This is a genomic window from Tenggerimyces flavus (assembly GCF_016907715.1).
Classification (GTDB): domain Bacteria; phylum Actinomycetota; class Actinomycetes; order Propionibacteriales; family Actinopolymorphaceae; genus Tenggerimyces; species Tenggerimyces flavus.
Window position 1 is genome coordinate 7,423,400 of sequence record NZ_JAFBCM010000001.1, and the last position, 15,994, is coordinate 7,439,393.

Here is a 15,994-nt window from a genome sequence, read left to right on the forward strand (position 1 = left end):
GCTGACCGGTTCTGTCCAGGATGCTCGTCGTTGTAGACGCTGTTTCTGCGCGCCTGGTATGCCTTGCTCACTTTGCCGGCACGTCTGGATCCTTGGGGGGTTCGGTTGTCCGCTTCGACGCATGTTCCGATGCGTTCTCGCCGTTCGGTCTGGATTGTTAAGGGTTCTCGACGTGCTCGGACTCTCCGGCGATGGTTGATCCTGTCGTTGTCGTTGGTGGTGGCGTGGGCGTTGGTGATCCCGCCCGAAGGCGCCGCGACGGCAGAGGCTGCCGGACCGACCGCTGCGACATCGGGCCTAGTCGGTTTGGAGTCAACTCCGCCGGGTGCGGGAGAGTTTGTGCCGTTGCCGCCGGCGCGGATCGTGGATACGCGGACCGGGTTGGGCGGGTCGTCAGAGATGCTGGGCGAGTTCGTCCCGCGGACGTACACGGTGACCGGTGTGGGTGGGGTGCCGTCGTCGGGGGTGTCGGCGGTGGTGCTGTCGGTGACGTCGGCGAACTCCTCGCTGGACTCGGGCTTGGTGGTGTGGCCGACGGGTGAGACGCGGCCGTCGGTGACGTCGTTGAGTATCACCGCGGGCCGGTGGTCGACGAACACGGTGATCACCAAGATCGGGCCGGGTGGCCAGGTCGATGTGATGAACCGGTGGGGCGAGACCCATGTGATGTTCGACGTGCAGGGCTTTTTCACCGACAACACCGTGACCACGGCCGGCGGCACGTTCGTGCCGCTGAACCATGACCGCATCTATGACACCCGCAACGGGACCGGCGGATCGACCACCCCGCTGCAGGGCGGCGTGGCCCGCGATGTGCAGGTCATCGGCGTGGGTGGGGTTCCGACGACGAATGTGTCGGCGGTGGCGGTGAACATCACCGTGACCAATCCCAGCGCTGATACCGGGTTGTTGGCGTGGCCGACCGGCACCACGAGGCCGACGGTGACCACGTTGTCGACGAACGCTGGGCGGACGATGTCGGCGTCGGCGCAGGTGAAGGTCGGCATCGGCGGCAAGATCTCCGTGTTCGCCTCCAACGGATCGTTGGATCTATTCGTCGATGTGCAGGGCTACTACCTGGACAACACCCAAATCGGCCGCGACATCTTCGTCCCGATCACGCCGCAGCGGATCAACTCCCAAGGCGCGATGGGCGTCGGCGGCATCCGCGGCGTGAAGGCCGCCGGTGGCACCAACACCGTCACCGGCGCCGTCGTCGTCCGGGCCAGCGGCGTGACCGCGGTGGTGGTGTCGGTGACCGCCACGGATCCGCAGGGCACCGGGTTCTTCACCGTGTGGCCGGCCGGCGCGACCCGCCCGCCGATGTCGACGCTGTCCTACACGGCGTCGGACAACAACGTGACGAACACGGTGATCGTCAAACCGGGCAGCGACGGCCGGATCAACATCTACTCCTCCGGCGGCGCCCCAGGCACCTACGTCGATGTCCAGGGCTACTACCAAAAGCAGGCACCTCCTCCTCCACCTACACCCGCGGTCTCGAGTTCGACGCAACCACGTGACGCCTGGACACCTACAGCGTCCAACGTCTCGCTGACGTTCTCCTCGAGCAGCACCGCCGTCACCCGATACGTCTATGCGACCGATGACGAGACGATGGCCTCGGCGCAGTCGGTGACCACTACCAGCGGGGCGTCGAAGACCGTCACGATCACACCCGGCGACGGCTGGCACACCGTCTACGTCCGATCGATCGACTTCGCCAACAACCTCTCCCCGTCGCGACCTACTCGTTCGGCACCGGGGCGGGCGTCACCAAGCCCGAGGCGAACGGCAGCACCGCCAGGTTCGCCCACCTCGCTGGTGTCGCTTCACCGGATTACGGATCGGTGACCTGGTCCTACCGGTGGGCCGACAGCGAGAGCTGGCGCACCATCCCCATCGGGCACGTCACCGTCGACGGACAGCCTGTTACCGCGTGGCCGGTGCCGAAGACCGGTGACCTGGTGTGGGACGTCCCGGCCACCCTGTTCGGACGGGCAGGCACGGTCAAACTTCAAGCCTGCTACAAGTTCAAGATCGCCGGCCAGCCCGACGACTGCACAGCCGACGAGGTCACCCTCACCCTGGACAAGACCGACACCACCGGATCCTCAGAAGACGCGGGGCCGGGTGCGGTGTCGCCGCTGTCGGGGAACATGGCGGTCTCGGAGACCGACGCCTCCATCGACTCGTACGGCTCGGACCTGACTCTGTCCCGCACGCTCAATACCCTCGCCCCTGACGCGACCCCGGAGGGTTCCCAGCAGCTGCTGAGCGAGGACCAGACTGAGGTAGAGACCGACACCTCCGGGTTCATCGGCTCGACGGGGACCGTCGCCCTTACGGCGACCAGTCCCGCTGCGGCTGGCGCCAACGCCTTGAAGGTCACTCCTTCCGGGACATCGGCTACGGATGTGGACACCTACGCGGCGATCGGCGGAAACAGCGGCGGCATGCGGTTGGGGATGAAGGCCGGCCACACCTACTCCTTCTCCACTCAGATCTACGTTCCGACCGCCACCGGCGTCGACACCGGCGGGTTGCCGCGCGTGCTGCGCGCTGTGCTGTACTACCGGGTTGGCGCCGGGTCGTATGTGCAGGTGCCGTCGAACCTGCCGACCGCGTTGAACACCTGGCAGACGCTGCGGCTCCGCGCCTCCTTGCCCGCGGGGACGACGGAGGCGTTCATCCGGCTCTACAACGGCCGCCCTTCCAACGCCACCACCAAGCCGGTTCTGTATGACAGCTCGGGCCTTGTTGAGGAAGGCATCTTCGGCCCCGGCTGGATCTCTAGCATGTCCGTCGACGCGGCCGCGTCGGACTGGACCGGCCTGACCGACCGCGGTTTCAGCGTGTCCCTCACCGACTCCGACGGGACCGTCACCACGTTCGGCAAGAACGCAGACGGCAGCTATGCCGCGACAGGCGAAGACGCCACCACCGACGACAAGCTGACCACCGTGGCTGGCGGTGCGAACGGTCCGTCGGAGTTCCGGATCTCCGACCTGGACGGCAACACCACCGTGTTCACCCCGGCGATCGCGTTCGCGTCCCCAGCGAAGGAGAACGCGCCGCACACCTATCGTGTTCTTAAGGTAATCCAGCCCGGGTCGAACCAGAACACCAGCTACACCTACGACGCCGAAGGACGCACGTCGCAGATGCTGGCCCCGCTTCCGCCGGGCGTGGCGTCGTGCACCACGTGGGTGGCTGGCTGCAAGTCGCTGCAGTTCGGCTACGATCCGGCCGGCCGTCTGGCAGCGGTCACGTTCCGGACCACCACCGCGGCGGGGGCGGAGTTGAAGGTCGACGTCGCCTGCTACGGCTACGACGCTGCGACCGGCAGGCTGTTGCAGTCGTGGGATCCGCGGACCGTGTCCGGCGCCGGAACGGGCACCCAGCCAGTCACCTGCAATCCTGCGAGCCCGGTGCTGCCCACCACCTATACCTACGACGCGGCTGGGCGACATGCCACCGAAAACGGAGCCGGGGTCGCGGCCTGGACCATCGGCTACGACAGCGCGGGCCGCGTGCACTTGGTGTCCCGTACGCACAGCGCGGCGAACGGTGGCGGCACCGAGACCACGACGTTCGAGTACGACGTTACCCGCACCGCAGACGCGAGCAATGGCGCTTTCCGACCAGACCTGTCCACCGCAGTCAAGGTGGGAGCCTGGGGTCAGAAGGCCGTCCCCGCAACGGCTACCGCCGTCTTCGGCCCGGGTGACACAGCCTCCCGCACCGATCTGCGCGAAGCGAGCGTCACCTATATGGACGCCGATGGCCGCACCGTCAATACGGCCGAGTACACCGGCCCGGGCAACGGCGCTGGCGAGGCTGGTTGGGCGATCGCCACGACCGAGTACGACAAGTTCGGCAACACCGTCCGCGAACTCGGCGCGGCCAACCGTGCTCTCGCGATGGACACCACACGGGAGCTGTCGTCGGACTACACGTCGACCGATGCGGCCGTCCGCGCGCTCGCGCTGTCGCAGGTCAGCATCTACACCGCCGACGGCAAGGACGTCACCGACACGTACGGTCCGTTCCGTGACGTGGTCCTGCCCGATGGCAGCACCGCAGGCGCGCGCGAACACGTCCACACCGACTACGACACCGGCACCGAGCTCGGCCACCCAGCCGGACACCTGCTTCACCTCGCTATGTCGACGTCGACCGCGGCGAGCCTGTCACCGACCACGGTCGCGACGAACGAACAGGACGTTCGGACCACCCGCAACGACTACGCCCTGTCGACCTCCGACGCGACCGGCTGGACGTTCCGCACGCCGATGCGCGTGGTCCAAGACCCGAACGGGATCGCCTCCACCACTATCACCCGCTACGACCCGGACTCCGGTGTCGCGATCGAGTCGCGGATGCCGTCCGAACCGAACGGAGGCGGCGCCGGTACCACCGAAACCATCTACTACACCGGCGGGACCAACTCGCGCGACGCCGCCTGCGGCAACAAGCCCGCCTGGGCCAACCTCGCGTGCGTCACCAAACCGGCCAACCCCAACCCCGGCGTGTTCGGCCTTCCCCAGCTGGTGACCACCCGGGTCACCGCCTACGACTACCTAAACCGCCCGATCACCACCACCGACACCGTGATCGACGCCGGCGGCACCACCCGCACCCGCACCGAGACCACGACCTACGACAACAGCGGCTACTCGACACGGGCAGTCTCGAGCCAAACGACCGGTGGCATCGGGACCGCCATCCCGGCGCAGACCACGTCGGGTCCACTGGGTGTGGTCGGTGGTCTCGGAGATCCAGTCAGGGGAATCGGAGGAGGCATCGTTGAAGTGATTGGTCTTGATGACGCCGGTGCTGGAACTGGTCCAGGTCTTGAGCCGGCCAGCAGCGTCGAGGTTGTAGGTGAGGGTGGTGCCGTCTTGGGTGAGGCTGCGGACGAGGTCGTTGGTGAAGTAGGCAGCGGTGAGGTTGCCTGTGCCGGCCGTGGTGTCGGACGCGGGCAGGGTGGTGATGCGGCCGTAGGCGTCGTAGACGAGCCCAGCGTGGGTGCCAGCTGGCTGGAGCCGGTCCGCGGCGTCGTAGGTGGACGTCTGCGTGGCCTGCGCTGTGGTGGACTGGCACTTGCCGTCTGAGCTGGCCTCGTAGGTCATGCGGGCGGTGCGGTTGGAGTTGGCGTTGAACTGATACCGGCGGGACACACAGGATCCGGAGCCGGTGTCGCCTGTCAACGTGAGGCGGCCGAGGGTGTCGTACGTGTAGGTCTGGTCACGCAGAACGTTGGCGCCGGCGGAGTTCTGAGTGCGCCATTGGCCGTGGATGTTGGGCGCGACGGTCTCCTCGAGCCAGGTTTGGTCCTCGACCTGGCGGTGGTTGAGCTGCTCGCCGTCGGCGTCGAACGTCGACGTTTGGATCAGCCCGTTCGGCCAGGTCTGCTCGACGAGACGGCCTTCGATGTCGTAGCGGCCGGCGAACGTGCCAGTGACGCCCGAGACGGTTATCGAGGTCGGGTGGTCGCGGGGGTCGCCGTTCTCGTTGTAGGTGTTGGTGACCGTCGACTTGGCGTCAGCGACAGTAGCGACCCGGCCGGACGAGTCGTATGTAGTTGTGACGACGTTGCGTGCGTCGCCGGTGGCTTCGGCGGCGTCGGTGTTGGTCTTGACCCGCCCGAAGTCGTCGTAGCTCGTACTCGAGGTGCCGTTGCCGTCAGTGACCGACCCGACAGCTCCAGTCGTCGGGTCGTAGGCGCAACATCACCGACCTCAGCGGCAACCTGGCCGCCACCGCCAACCAAACCGGCACCCTCACGTGGCAAACTGTCAACCTCCACGGTGACGTCACCGCCACCGCCACAGGAGCCGCCACCGAACCGACCGCCAACTACACCACCGACGAATATGGAGCACCGATCGGCACCGCACACCCCGATCGCTACGGCTGGCTTGGCGGCAAACAACGCTCCACTGACGCGACCGGCGGACTCGTACTCATGGGCGTCCGCCTCTACGCACCCCAACTCGGCCGCTTCCTCCAAACAGACCCCGTCCCCGGCGGCAACCTCAACGCCTACTCATATCCCCTCGACCCTGCCAACGAATATGACCTCGACGGCAAGAGGAGGAAGCGCTGGCGCGACTACCGGTTTGCGTCCAGAATCCTGGGACGCGCTGCCTGGTTCTACGCCCGTATGCATGGCGGACGATGCAAGTACCGCTACGGCATGCGTACGTGTAGGATGTCGGGTCGCTTCTATCCTCGGGGTGGAATCACCATAGGCGAAACATACATAACGGGATGGGGTGACTCTAGACAAATCAGCAGGGGACGGATTCAGCACGAAAAGAATCACCGCAAGCAATGGCGGATCTACGGATGGAGGTTTTCGTTCCGATACGCCTTTGCGGGTAGAAACCCATGTAGGAATCGGTGGGAGCGCGAAGCGGGATACAAGAATGGTGGATACACGCGATGTCTCAAGCGGCGTCGATGACGCGGGTGCGTGCACTATCTCGGATCCTCACCGTTGCCCTCTTCACGGCCACAGCATGCTATATGGCAGACCCAGAGTTGCCGGCGCTTGGAATCAGGACTGAGTCGAGTTCGTCTACGCTGCACACGCCCCTATGTGAAGGTGACAGGATCGCAAAGGTGAGAATGTTCGGACTTAGCCATGAGGGGTCTGAAGATCGCACACTTATTTGGTCTGGCGAGGATCCGGTCACTTCAGTCGCAACGAGCGGGACGATTACCTTGGGCGATGCCGCATCATTTCGGCAGACGGACGGCACTTTCCGGAAGGTGAAGTACTTTGAGGTCGAGATCGATACGACTGACGGGGAATTGATCGACGCAGCGTATTCCCTGTCGGAGATTCCGACGGATTTGCCGTCCGGTTATTATTGGACGGGCGGCGATCGTGCAAGTAAAGCCGAAATAGACAAGACGGTAAACGTCGAGAATCGGTGTGGGGGCGCTGGGTAAACATCGACTGCGACGACTGATGGACTAGGATTTCGAGCGCCGCTCCTCGTCACGCCTCAACTGGGGTATGGCGGTCACGGTTGGGATGTTCTCCTAGCGATACGGTCGTCCTTAGCGGCATCGGGCACGGCAGTTGGTCACATCGTCCCGAAGGACGCCGGGGATAGGGCTAGGAAGCGGAATCTCATTGTCAATTGTCGTTAATGTCCTACTTGGCGTCTGTGCCGTAAGACGTCCAGGTCGAAGCCTCGACACCGATCAGCAAGACGCTGAGCCTGACTAACTACGTCCCAATTTTTGATGGTGCTTCCGCTCCTCTCGTCAACCACACGAAGGTATGCATACCTTCCGGTAACGGGCGAGCATGCGCGCCAAAGCCGGCAGGATCGAGTAGCTCGCGCGACCTGCGCCGTAGCCGTCTTGCCTGGCGCCGGTGGGAGAGTAACGCATGGACATCTGGGGCGACCGCTGATTTCTCCGTCTGTCACGCGACCTCGATCACGACGCTCGTTCCCTTGGGTACCGATGTATTTCCGTCGGGGCTTTGTGTGGTCACGATGTTCACGGGGACCTTAGAGCCGAGCTCGACAGCAGTGGCGTTGGAGACGGGCTTGAGGCCTTGCGACGTCAGCAGCTCCTTCGCGTTGTCTACTCCGACATCGCGCAGTTTGGGAACCAGGACCATGTCCGACTCTGGAGCCTTCTTGTGGGAGACGATGACCGGAAGCTCCCTCAGCTCGGCGTCGTACGCCACGGCGTCGAACAGGTCGGGTTCGATCTCCTTGCTCGCGACCCGGCGGGCGTGCCGGTTCAGCATGTTGATGGCCTTGGTGTATAGGTCGTACCCGCGGGCCAGGTCGCTGCCCTGGTGATCGGGGTGGAACAGGTCCGGGTTGTTCCGGACGAGGTCGATCTCGGCGCGGATGCCGAGGAACTTCATCTTCAGCCGTGCGTAATCCTCGAGCGCCTCAGCCCGCTGTTGGTAGCCGACCTCGTCGAACGGCGCGGGGACGCTTGCTGCACACGCAGTTCCTGGTGGACCGTTTCGGTGGTGAGCCTGCGGACTTGTACGCGTTGTTCTCGCGGGCGGCGCTGTACGCCGCGCTGGGAGACGTGCGGGGCCAGGCCGAGGCCTCGTTCTAGACGGGGCGTCGTGTGGCAGGTCATCCGCGGCGATCACGAGACCGCGGTGCCTCTGTTCGAGCGGGCGCTGGCTGGCGGCGATGCGCAGGTGCGGTCGTACGCCCTGTGCTACTTGGGCATTCCGGCGAGTCGTTGGACGTCGCGATCGCGATTGGAGAAGTCGGCGGAGCCGCGTCGTTCGCTCGGCTTCGACGCCAGCGTGGCGGCCAACCTGGTGGAACGCGCGCACCTCGCCGACGCAGGGGCGGAGAGACGACGCGCTGTCGTTGCTCGCTGCGGCCGGCCTTGCGTCGACCAAAGCGCTCACGCGATCCCGTCACAACTGGACCAGGCTCGCGGCATCCCTTGCGACGTCGTATTAGTGCGGCGATAACGAGCGGGCGGCCGCGGCCGCCCGCACGCAGTCGACGTCATGGGCTTCGACCCTACTGCGACAGCCGCCGCGATCCCCACAACGCATGATGCCGACGGTCGCGCGGGTGCAGCCCAATGGCTCTCGTCAAGTCGGCGGCTGCTTGTTAGCCGGCGCTGCGTTCCGAACCCGGACGATCTCTGCCGTATAGCGCGGAACCGACGGAACTCGCGGCTGTCACCGTTCTTTGAGATCATTTGGCGGGTGGAGGAAGTGTCCCGGAACTCGTCGGGTCCGAAGCGCGGCGGGCCGGTGACGCGACGGCGGGCCGGCAGAGCGTCGCGTCGTCACACCCTCCTAGTGTCGATGAGCGTCCTTCCGACCGTTGTTGCTTGTGCCAGCCCACGCGAGGACGCGACCGACGCCGCGACCGAGCAAGTGCGTACTAGCGCGTACGGAACCCGCGATCTGTTGCAGGACTTGGTGTCGGATCCGGACGCGCCGCGCGGGCAGGCGCTGCTTGATCATGTGCTGTATCACTTCCCGGGCGGCGAGGACGTGATCACCTTCACCAAGCAGGTCGGGCCAGACGGCACGCTTACGTTGCGGACGGCCTTCCACACCAGACGCCAATATGGCGGTGGCTTGTCATACGACGACGTCGTGGCCCGGCTGTGCGTGGAATTCACCGCGGCACCTGGACCTCCGGCGGTTGTTAACGTGCGGGACACCGATTGCGCCGCGACCCTGCCCCGCGCAACGGGAAACTCAGGCAACGTCGACCTAACGGTCACACGCGATGACTGAGCCCGACTGTTCAGCCGTACATCGCTAGCAACAGAACCCCGCGCGCCGACACCAACAGTTCTCGTCGAGAGTGTCCTGACGAACGCCGGGCGGACAGCACGGTGAGCACCACGATCAGGCTGGCGGCATTGTTCAGGATGACCTCGGACAGCGCGGCGAAGCCGAACAGGCCGATCAGGAGCGGCAGCCGGAACTCCGCCCTGCCGAGGCCGATCAGGCCACCCAGGACCCGACGGCCGCGCCGGCGCCGAACACCGCCCAGGCGGGCGCCTCGGATGCCCCATAGTCCACCGGCGCCGCTGGTGAGGTTGCTGCACCCGCTCATCCTCGCGTAACTCCTCACGCTGCCGCGGCATCATGCCCCACCTGGTAGGAGGTTCGACTGCGGAGCATGGCGTGTAGGACGTTCACGCGACGTCGGGCGAGCGCGATGACCGCTTGTCGGTGGGTCTTGCCCTCCGAGCGTTCCGGGCGTAGAAGGTCTTGCTGGTCGGGTCGTGGTTCAACGCGCAGATCGCCGATTGGTAGAAGACGCGTTTGAGACGCCGGTTGCCGCCCATCGGTCGGCGCAGCCATCGGCTGTTGCCGGACTGTCGGATCGTTAGTGCAATTCGCCGACGCCGCCGCCAGACTGTTGCCGGTCGGATCGCGGCGCAGATTGCCCACCTCGGCGTGGAACTCGGAGGTGAGCACCACGCCCATGCCTGGCAAGGTCAGGGTGATCTGAGCGTCCGGATGCCGCTCCAGAGCCTCCTCCAGCTGCATGTCCAGCAAGCTGGATCCGCTCACGCGTCGCGAGCAACTCCCACAGCGAGCTCACGGACCACCTGCGCGATGACCACCTCACCGGGCACGACGATCCGCTGCTCGACCGCCGCGGCGTGCGCTGCCCCCTGCCTGCGCACCGAACGATCTAACAGACCGCCCAGCACGTCGAGAACGGTAGGGCGATCCCACAACGCATGATGCCGACGATCGCGCCGGTCCACTCCGAGCTCGCGGCGGCCGTCGGGACGATCTGCTCGAATTTGTGGTTCTGAGCCAAGCACTGCTCCTCATCGCAGCCACCAGCAGTGGTCCTTATCGCTGCGGAGCAAGGCCTTGCCAATCCGCACGTCGAAGATGGCGAATCAGCCAGCCGTATCACGCCGGCCGTGGCGAACGAGAAGGCCCTAGTGCTCCGCGTTCGTGATCTTACGGTCGGTCTTTGTCAGGATATGGTTTGCGGTCTTGGTCAGGTGAAGGGATGGGCGCGCTCGTTCCAACCGGCAGGAGAACTGTCTGCGAGCCGCGTGGATGTTCCTTCGCGTTGGCCGCCGGCCGTGTGTCGTCCGCCCTGCGCCTACCGCCGGATCGCGTAGGTCAGGTGCGTCACCGTCGGGGAGGGCTCCGCACGGACCGGTCCGGGGCCACACGGCCTGCGTCCACGCCCTCGACCAGGCGGGCTCTGGAGCCACCCGCGGCATCAGATGAGCGCCCGGACAAGGCCGACCAAGAACACCAGGCATAACCAGCTCTCAACTGGTCGCCGCTGCTCGCCAAGATCAGGTTCTAGTCGTCCGGGTCAGCCTTTCTCCGCCCCGGCCGTCAAGCCCTCAGTGAGCAGTCGCTCACTCGAGAAGAACACCAAGATGATGGGGATCGTGACGATGACGGAGCCCGCCATGAGTACCGTGGTGGGTATCTCGATGCTTCCGGCGAGTTGGGAGAGACCGAGGGAGACGGTCCACCGATCCCGCGACTCGACGAGGAAGAGCAAAGCGAACAGAAACTCGTTCCAGGCGATCATGAACACGAACAGAGCGTTGGCCGTGATTGCGGGCATTGCCAGCGGCAGGCTGATCCGGCGCATGGTGTCGAGACGCCCGCAACCGTCGATCGCTGCCGCCTCCTCCAGGCTGACCGGAATGGTGTCGAAGTAGTTGCGCAGCATGTAGATCGACACGGCGACGACCTGCGAGACGTAGACGATGACCAGCCCGATCAGGGATCCACGCAGTCCGATCCGGGTGAAGAAGATGAACAGCGGCACGGCCAGCAGGATGCTCGGAAATAGATAGACCGCGAGGAAGAGTGCGCTGATCTGACGCCGGCCGAAGAAGTCCAGCCGGCTGACGGCATAGGCACCCGGTATGCCGATCAGGAGAGCCACGGCGACGGTTCCGAGCGCGACGAGCCCGCTGTTCCGCATGAAGACCAGGAAGCCCTGACCTCCGACTTCGGGCGAGGCGAGAACGCTCTGGTAGCTGCTGATGACCAGCTCCGAAGGTGGGACGAACAGCGCTCCCGGATCCTGGAGTACCTCATCGAGCGAGCGGACGGAGAGCATCGCCATGTAGTAGAAGGGAAACAGCGTCACGACCAGGACGCCGACGATGACCACCCATCGCAGCACCGCGAAGAGCCTGGTCTCGACGGCGTCCCGAGTCCATCGACTGTCGGGCGAAGCACGAAGGGATCCCTTCGGGTTTTCTTGCGCGGTCGACGTCATCAGGCACGCTCCTCACGCGCGGAGAACCGTCTCAGGTACAAACCCACAAGCACGGCGAGTACGACTGCGAGAACGATCGCTTGGGCGGAGGCGGCACCGATGTTTCCGCGGGCGGTGAGGGCGTTGAAGACACGGACGCTGACGACTTCGGTTCCGGCTCCTCCGCCGGTCAGTAGGTAGATGTCGTCGAAGCTGTTGAAGGTCCAGATGAAGCGCAGCACCGACAGGACGGCGATAGTCGGCAACAACTGCGGCAACACGACGTGCCAGAAGCGCTGACTCGGTGTCGCGCCATCGACCCGCGCTGCCTCCTCCAGGGCGGCCGGCGCCGCGTGCAGCCGGGCCATCAGGAACAGAAAGGCGAACGGAAACGATCGCCATGCCTCGAAGGTGATCACGGTCAGTAGAGCGGTCGGAACACTGAACTCGAGCCCCAGCAGCGACACCTCGCTGCTGACCTGGCTGAGGAACGCGATCGGCTCGTCCCATCCGAACAGTCGCGTTCCCCAATGGTTCACGATGCCGAACTGTGGGTTGAGCATCGTCCGCCACACGAACGTCGCCGCGACGACCGGAGCGACGTACGGGATGAGGATCGCCGCGCGAACAAACGTTCGCCCCCGGAACCTGTTCCGCAAGGCGAGGGCGCACACCAGGCCGAGCCCGATTGAGGAAGCCGTGCCGAGCACGGAGTACGTCAAGGTGGTCAGCAGCGAGGTCCAGAACCCCTGCGAGCTGAAGATGCCGTCGAAGTTCGCCAGCGTGTACTCGCCGAAGAAACCCGCGGAGCTCAGATCCAGGAGGCGCACGCGCTGGAACGCGAGGGCGATCGTCCACAGGATGGGGAGGACGACCATGGCGAGAACGATGACGACCGTGGGCGAGATGAGAGCGAGCCCGGTGCGAGCGTCACTTTGGCGACGCGATCCGCGCGTCATTGCAGGGATCCCTGGATGACACGGAGGGCCGCGGCAGCTTGTTCGGCCGCACCCGGCGCGTCGAGCCCCCCACCCGTCAGGTCCCCGATCGCCTGGGGAATTGGGAGTTCGCCGAGAGACGCGCCGATCAGATTGCCCTGCCCTTGCGTGATGCCCCACCGCGAGAACGGCTCAGGGCTCCTCTTCAAGGTCTCCAATACCTCTGGAGGATAGAACTCGGAGAGCGGAGCCTTGGTATCCACGCCCGCGGGCAGCGTCTCCCACGCGTCGACGTAGGCCGTCGGATCGGTCGCAGTTCCCTTGCGTACAGGGAACTTGCCCTCAGGCGCGAAGCCTATCCAGTCGAGATACCCATCGCTCATCATGTAGGTCACGAACGCTCTTGCGTTGGTGGAAGTCTCCGCTGAGCGACCACCCGTGAACGCCCACGAGACCACTTCCCCGAACTGCGCCGGCTCGTCCCCGTCCGGGCCTCTCACCGCGGGCACGATGCCGGTGTTCTTCGCAAGGAAGGCCGGATCGCTCCGGCACTCCGGGCAACTCGGTTTTGCGTCGTTACGCAAACCTGCCATCTCGTCGAGCACGAACGACGACCAGACGAACATCGCTGCCTGGCCCGCGAAGTATGCGGCGCGCACGGTGTCGACGTCCTGGGTACCCGGCGTGGAGGCGGAGCTGATGAGCTCTTCATAGAAGGCAAACGCGTTCACGCAATTCGTGCTGTCGATCGTGATCCGGCCGGTGTCGTCGACCAGGTCGCAGCCGTTGCCGAGAGCCAGATGCTCGAAAGTCTGCTGGGTGAAGGCGTCGCCGGGCGTCGTAGCGCCCACGAATCCAGCCATCGAGTCCGAATCGAGTGCCTTCGCCGCGCTCAGGATCTCCTCGTACGTCTCGGGGGCGTCCAAACCTGCCTTCTCGAACAAGTCCTTCCGGTACATCAGCAACTGCGCCCACGCCTCGCTCGGGACGGACAGCTGCCGGTCGTCCTCCCTAGTGAGTTCGAGCGCCCGCGGCGAGAAGGTCTCGACCCCGAGGTCGCGTACGACGTCGGCGGCAGCCGCGGCGTCGAGGAGGTCGTTGGCGGCAAGGGTGCGGATCGCAGCCAGGGACAACGAACCCATGACGTCGGGGAGGTCGCCTGCCGCAGCCGACGAGATGAGCACCTGGTTGAACTGATCCTCCGCGACGCCGACCAGCTCTACCTCGACCCCTGTCTCATCGCTGAAGTCCGCGATGATCGCCTCCGTAGCGGCCACACGGTCGGGAAGGGTGTCCGTCGTCCACACCGTGAGAACTCCGTCGTCGGGCGACCGACTTCCACCACAGGCCGCGAGGGCCGCGAGCAGGACACCCGCCGACGCTGCTGCCAACCAGCTCCTCCGGATCCGCATGAGGCGACCCCTACGTGTCGTGACGAAGGCTCAAGAACGCACCATATGCGGATCTGCTCTGGTTGGACAGGACCTGTCGGCGTCCACGCACCGTTGACAGAACGGTCGGGCGGATCTGACAAAGCGCTAGCTCACAGCAGACGGCTGGCAGGCACTGTGCTCCGTCCGATGTCGATCCGCAGGCCGCCCACCTAGGTTGTACCGGGTGGATCGGTCCCTTCGTGTACGGGAGTTGCCGAAGCGTTGGTCCCCGTCTTGGCCAACTGGGCGCGAGACGGCCATCCGCGCCTGGTGCTCTGGATAGATGACGTGACCCCACGCGCCGTGGCGTTCTATTGGAGGACGGGTTTCGTCGCGAACCGGTCAGGGCCAGGACGCCCGCGGACGACGCTGGAACTCTGCAGATGATGGCGCTGACACTTTGAGTGGTGTCGATAGGGGCTTCATCCGGCGGTATGACCCTAGCGACGTTTACGCCAAGGGGGGCACCTGGCTGAGCAGGGTCCACATCCGGCTTTCGATGTCATAACCGGCACGGCTGGCGATCTCTGCGACTCGATCAGGTGATCCGTCGGCCGACTTGAGGTTAGCGAGGTATAGAGCCGCCGGCCGCTCAAGGTGATGAAGATCGGGCCGCTCGGCTTCTCGCCGACGTTAGGCAGTCGACCGCCCGCCCGGTGGCCCCCGCGGCCCGCGCCGCTCCCCGGTGGCGAAACTCTCGGCGGAGAATGCCGTCATGCATCTGCTCGGCCTCGGGTTCCGCGCCAACGGCACCACCGTGGGAGTCGTAGTCGCTGACGGGCATCGGCGAACTCGAGCTCGCCGCCGCGTTCGAACCGTACCCGGAGGCCAAGGCCGTACGGACATTGGCGATCGCAGCCAGCGACAGCATCCGCTCACGCCACGGCCTGACCTTCGTCCCGCGCGCCGAGCTCGCTGGCGTGGCAGGCAGCGTCGACCGCCTCGTGGTGCCCGCGTATGGCGTTGTTGGCCGGTGCGCGTGCGCTTGTGCGGTCGGCTCACCGACGTTCCTGACGAGATCGCCAACAGCAGAAGGGAGGAACCTACGTGCAAGCCAGCACGAGGTCGTCGTTGTCGGTGGTGGCCAAGCTGGATTGGTGGTGGGCTACCACCTGCGCCAGGCAGGCGTCGACTTCGCTATCGCCGACGTGGCTGTCACGCTGGCTCAGTACGCGAGCCTGCCGAGAACGCCGTTCCCCGCCGAGCCCGGCACTGTCCGGCGAAGGGTGACGTCGCCGGCTATCTGGTCGCCTACGTCGAACGGTTCGATCGTCCAGTGCCCGCTCGACTCGCGGGTCGCCGCAATCGAGCGCAATGGCGGGTTCGTCTTGAAGCTGACCTCCGGGGATCGGATCAGCACACGGCGTCGCTGCGTTATCGGCGGCTACCCTCGAGGCCGGCTCCAGCCTCGCATGCCCGATCGCGGGCTCGGGCTTCTTCTCGGCGTCCTCGCGATCGGCCTCGCCTCGCCTACCTGATCCAGGTCGCCGCCTCTTGATAACCCGACGTCGCCCCCAATGTCAGATGCCGCGCCGAGGGCGTACGACACCGCCGCTGCTGATCCGGCCAAGCCGGTCTGGGAGACGCCGGTCGGCTACCTGCCCGGCGAGAGCCCGGTGGACGACCGCTGGAAGATCGCGGCGGGCTGCACGGACGCGGGCGCGGGGTCGCCGGCGATGCACACGCTGGCGTCGGAGTCGGTGGTGTACGCGGGAACGTGGGACGGCAGATTGCTCGCGCTGGACCGCGTTTCTGGGCGCATACTGGCCTCGCACGACCTCGGCGGCAGCGTCGCCTCAGCCCTGTCCGTGAGCGGCGACTGGGTACTGGCCCTGTCCGACGACGGGACGGTGCACGCGTTCGCGAAGCGGTGAGCCGACGGGGAGGT

13 protein-coding genes are annotated in these 15,994 nt (G+C 65.6%); 5 read left to right on the forward strand and 8 right to left on the reverse strand.

The features are described 5' to 3' along the window. Positions 1 to 339: 339 nt before the first annotated feature. The 3 genes from JOD67_RS34545 (at position 340) to JOD67_RS34555 (ending at position 6,472) form a co-directional block, all read left to right on the forward strand. Positions 340 to 1,854, forward strand: a complete 1,515-nt coding sequence (locus JOD67_RS34545) for a hypothetical protein (RefSeq protein ID WP_205121870.1) — start codon at positions 340 to 342, stop codon at positions 1,852 to 1,854. Further along, positions 1,851 to 5,117 carry an RHS repeat domain-containing protein gene (locus JOD67_RS34550; protein WP_205121871.1) on the forward strand — a complete coding sequence of 1,089 codons (3,267 nt, stop codon included), beginning with the start codon at positions 1,851 to 1,853 and terminating at the stop codon, positions 5,115 to 5,117. Before JOD67_RS34545 ends, JOD67_RS34550 begins: the two co-directional genes overlap by 4 nt. A gap of 773 nt (positions 5,118 to 5,890) precedes the next feature. Beyond that, entirely contained in the window at positions 5,891 to 6,472 is a 582-nt protein-coding gene (locus tag JOD67_RS34555) for an RHS repeat-associated core domain-containing protein (RefSeq protein WP_307782763.1), read from the forward strand. A gap of 975 nt (positions 6,473 to 7,447) precedes the next feature. Here the strand turns inward: JOD67_RS34555 and JOD67_RS34560 are convergent. Further along, positions 7,448 to 7,903, reverse strand: coding sequence for a PASTA domain-containing protein (locus JOD67_RS34560; RefSeq protein ID WP_205121872.1), 456 nt, complete (start codon positions 7,901 to 7,903; stop codon positions 7,448 to 7,450). A 921-nt stretch (positions 7,904 to 8,824) separates the two neighbouring features. Here JOD67_RS34560 and JOD67_RS34565 point away from each other — a divergent pair. Further along, positions 8,825 to 9,265 (forward strand): hypothetical protein, encoded by a 441-nt coding sequence (locus JOD67_RS34565; RefSeq protein WP_205121873.1) that lies wholly within the window; start codon positions 8,825 to 8,827, stop codon positions 9,263 to 9,265. Positions 9,266 to 9,275: 10 nt separating this feature from the next. On the opposite strand, the gene JOD67_RS34570 is transcribed toward JOD67_RS34565, so the two are convergent. The 7 genes from JOD67_RS34570 to JOD67_RS34595 form a co-directional block, all read right to left on the reverse strand. After that, positions 9,276 to 9,590, reverse strand: a complete 315-nt coding sequence (locus JOD67_RS34570; RefSeq protein WP_205121874.1) for a hypothetical protein — start codon at positions 9,588 to 9,590, stop codon at positions 9,276 to 9,278. 14 nt (positions 9,591 to 9,604) lie between these two features. Next, a complete protein-coding gene (locus JOD67_RS42630) occupies positions 9,605 to 10,030 on the reverse strand; it encodes a hypothetical protein (protein ID WP_239554188.1) in 426 nt (141 codons plus the stop codon). Positions 10,031 to 10,178: 148 nt separating this feature from the next. After that, entirely contained in the window at positions 10,179 to 10,310 is a 132-nt protein-coding gene (locus JOD67_RS41530) for a hypothetical protein (protein ID WP_275577213.1), read from the reverse strand. A 519-nt stretch (positions 10,311 to 10,829) separates the two neighbouring features. Further along, positions 10,830 to 11,756 carry a carbohydrate ABC transporter permease gene (locus JOD67_RS34580; RefSeq protein WP_205121875.1) on the reverse strand — a complete coding sequence of 309 codons (927 nt, stop codon included), beginning with the start codon at positions 11,754 to 11,756 and terminating at the stop codon, positions 10,830 to 10,832. Continuing rightward, entirely contained in the window at positions 11,756 to 12,613 is an 858-nt protein-coding gene (locus JOD67_RS34585; protein ID WP_239554190.1) for a carbohydrate ABC transporter permease, read from the reverse strand. The genes JOD67_RS34580 and JOD67_RS34585 overlap by 1 nt, the downstream gene beginning before the upstream one ends. A gap of 77 nt (positions 12,614 to 12,690) precedes the next feature. Next, entirely contained in the window at positions 12,691 to 14,085 is a 1,395-nt protein-coding gene (locus JOD67_RS34590; protein ID WP_205121877.1) for an ABC transporter substrate-binding protein, read from the reverse strand. Between the two features lie 1,186 nt (positions 14,086 to 15,271). After that, complete coding sequence (locus tag JOD67_RS34595) at positions 15,272 to 15,466, reverse strand: hypothetical protein (protein WP_205121878.1); 195 nt, start codon at positions 15,464 to 15,466, stop codon at positions 15,272 to 15,274. Positions 15,467 to 15,623: 157 nt separating this feature from the next. Here JOD67_RS34595 and JOD67_RS34600 point away from each other — a divergent pair, with 157 nt between their 5' ends. Next, positions 15,624 to 15,980 (forward strand): PQQ-binding-like beta-propeller repeat protein, encoded by a 357-nt coding sequence (locus JOD67_RS34600; protein WP_205121879.1) that lies wholly within the window; start codon positions 15,624 to 15,626, stop codon positions 15,978 to 15,980. Positions 15,981 to 15,994 lie beyond the last annotated feature (14 nt).

What these genes read in the sequence shown, in the direction of transcription:
- JOD67_RS34585 (WP_239554190.1), bottom strand. Translation starts at nt 12,613, where the DNA reads ATGGTCGTCCTCCCCATCCTGTGGACGATCGCCCTCGCGTTCCAGCGC.
- JOD67_RS34590 (WP_205121877.1), bottom strand. Translation starts at nt 14,085, where the DNA reads ATGCGGATCCGGAGGAGCTGGTTGGCAGCAGCGTCGGCGGGTGTCCTG.
- JOD67_RS34565 (WP_205121873.1), top strand. Translation starts at nt 8,825, where the DNA reads ATGAGCGTCCTTCCGACCGTTGTTGCTTGTGCCAGCCCACGCGAGGAC.
- JOD67_RS34580 (WP_205121875.1), bottom strand. Translation starts at nt 11,756, where the DNA reads ATGACGTCGACCGCGCAAGAAAACCCGAAGGGATCCCTTCGTGCTTCG.
- JOD67_RS42630 (WP_239554188.1), bottom strand. Translation starts at nt 10,030, where the DNA reads ATGCAGCTGGAGGAGGCTCTGGAGCGGCATCCGGACGCTCAGATCACC.
- JOD67_RS34560 (WP_205121872.1), bottom strand. Translation starts at nt 7,903, where the DNA reads ATGAAGTTCCTCGGCATCCGCGCCGAGATCGACCTCGTCCGGAACAAC.
- JOD67_RS34600 (WP_205121879.1), top strand. Translation starts at nt 15,624, where the DNA reads ATGTCAGATGCCGCGCCGAGGGCGTACGACACCGCCGCTGCTGATCCG.
- JOD67_RS34570 (WP_205121874.1), bottom strand. Translation starts at nt 9,590, where the DNA reads ATGAGCGGGTGCAGCAACCTCACCAGCGGCGCCGGTGGACTATGGGGC.